The organism is Psychromonas sp. Urea-02u-13, from assembly GCF_002835995.1.
In the GTDB taxonomy this organism is placed as follows: domain Bacteria; phylum Pseudomonadota; class Gammaproteobacteria; order Enterobacterales; family Psychromonadaceae; genus Psychromonas.
This window is the reverse complement of sequence record NZ_PJBZ01000226.1, coordinates 1-694: the sequence shown is the minus strand read 5'-3', so window position 1 is coordinate 694 and position 694 is coordinate 1. Positions and strand designations below refer to the sequence as shown.

Here is a 694-nt window from a genome sequence, read left to right as displayed (position 1 = left end):
TAACGCCGCAATAAGCGGTAAAAAATAGTTGGCTATACTTTGTGAGGTACGAACAAAAGCCAACTGTTTTTTGTCCGACTTAATTGCCTTGTTATATTTTTTATACCATAATCTAATATATATTGGTATTAACTAAAAGGGTTTTAACAATGGCTAAAAATACTAGCGTTACTTTAGGTGATCATTTTGATCAGTTCATAAGCCAACAACTTCACTCTGGTCGCTATGGTTCAGCAAGCGAAGTACTAAGAGCCGGCTTGCGAGCATTAGAAGACCAAGAGAGCAAGTTACTTAATTTACGTAATATGCTAATTCAAGGTGAGCAAAGTGGCACCGTTGACTATAGCTATGACTCGTTACTAGCTGAACTTGATAAAGATAGTCACTAATGAACAAATTCGTATTATCAGCTAAAGCAAAGTCAGATTTAATTAAAATAGCAAAGTACACCCAGTTAACATGGGGACAAGCACAGCGAAATAACTATTTAAAATTACTAGATAACTCATTTCAATTATTAGCAGATGAGCCCGAGCTAGGAATTAACTGCAATTACATTAGAGAAGGTTATAGTAAGTACCCTCAATCCAGCCATGTAATTTACTACAAAGAGCATAAAGCAGATCAAATACTAATTGTTCGCATTTTACATAAAAGCATGGATGTTAACCGTGCTCTATGAGAAAAATATAAC

2 protein-coding genes are annotated in these 694 nt (G+C 34.9%); both read left to right on the top strand.

Features of this window, described 5'->3' with window-relative positions; genetic code table 11:
- Positions 1 to 149 precede the first annotated feature (149 nt).
- Positions 150 to 389, top strand: a complete 240-nt coding sequence (locus tag CXF74_RS21525; protein WP_101084693.1) for a type II toxin-antitoxin system ParD family antitoxin — start codon at positions 150 to 152, stop codon at positions 387 to 389.
- On the top strand, positions 389 to 682 hold the full coding sequence (locus CXF74_RS21520) for a type II toxin-antitoxin system RelE/ParE family toxin (protein WP_101084692.1): 294 nt from the start codon (positions 389 to 391) through the stop codon (positions 680 to 682). Before CXF74_RS21525 ends, CXF74_RS21520 begins: the two co-directional genes overlap by 1 nt.
- Positions 683 to 694 lie beyond the last annotated feature (12 nt).